At 64.9% G+C, this 1,076-nt stretch carries 1 protein-coding gene and 1 pseudogene; both read left to right on the top strand.

The features are described from left to right. Positions 1-230, top strand: a 230-nt coding sequence (locus tag XAXN_RS16815; protein WP_167694819.1) for a transposase, incomplete at its 5' end; no start/stop codon positions are given. A gap of 7 nt (positions 231-237) precedes the next feature. Further along, positions 238-1,050 (top strand): annotated as a pseudogene (locus XAXN_RS16810) (ATP-binding protein); the annotation flags it as partial. Positions 1,051-1,076: the final 26 nt, after the last annotated feature.

Genomic DNA, 1,076 nt, shown 5'->3' with positions numbered 1-1,076 from the left:
GCCGCAACGCCCTGAAGCAGCGCGGCATCACTGCGCGGATTGCACGCAAGGGCATCGAACGCAACGACCGACTGGGCCAGCACCGCTGGGTCGTCGAGCGCACGCACGCTTGGTTTGCCGGCATGGGCAAGCTGCGTATCCGCTTCGAACGCCGCATCGATATCCACTTGGCGTTGCTCTCGCTTGCATGCTCCATCATCTGCTTACGCATGCTTCCTGGGTTTTGTTAGCCGCTCTAAGTACCGCAATCAGCTCCCCACGCATGTGGTGGTCGTGGGCGATGCGACGCGGGTGCGTCAGATCCTGATCAACCTGTTGGGCAATGCGATCAAGTTTGCCGAACGCGGCGAGGTGTCGCTTACCGTCAGCCACCACTGCGACACCTTGCGCTTCAAGGTGCGCGATACGGGTCCTGGCATCGGGCCGGAACAGCAGAAGCGATTGTTCCAGCGCTTCGAACAAGGCCAGGGAGCGCGCACCAGTTCGCGCTTCGGCGGCAGCGGGCTCGGGCTGGCGATCTGCCAGGAACTCACCGTGGCAATAAAGGGCCGAATCCGCGTGCGCAGCCGGCTTGGCGTCGGCACCCAGTTCACCGTGGATCTGCCCTTGCCGATCGACCGCTCTGGCACGCGCATCGCTGCCGGCCAGTCCCAACTGCTTGCAGGCGAGCCGCTGCGCATCCTGCTGGTGGAGGACGACCCTACCGTGGCCGAGGTGATCAGTGGCTTGTTGACCAATCGAGGCCACCGCGTGGTGCATGCCGCGCATGGGCTGGCTGCGTTGTCGGAAACGGTGGATGGCGGGTTCGACATCGCGCTGCTGGATCTGGATCTCCCCGGGCTGGACGTCTTTGCCCTGGCATCGCAGCTGCGCCAGCTTGGCCATGGCTTCCCGCTGCTGGCAGTCACGGCACGCGCCGACAGCGCGGCGCAAACGCAGGCACAGGCCGCAGGCTTCGACGGATTCCTGCGCAAACCGGTCACTGCCGATCTGCTGGTGGAAGCGATTACGGTTGCGCGAGCGGGCGCCGGCATGCAGGCGATGACCTAGCGTGGATGCGACGTCCCCCCGATTTT

Source organism: Xanthomonas axonopodis, assembly GCF_001304695.1.
Lineage (GTDB): Bacteria > Pseudomonadota > Gammaproteobacteria > Xanthomonadales > Xanthomonadaceae > Xanthomonas > Xanthomonas axonopodis.
Note: the sequence above shows the minus strand (reverse complement) of the source record. Positions and strands in the feature narration are given on the sequence as shown.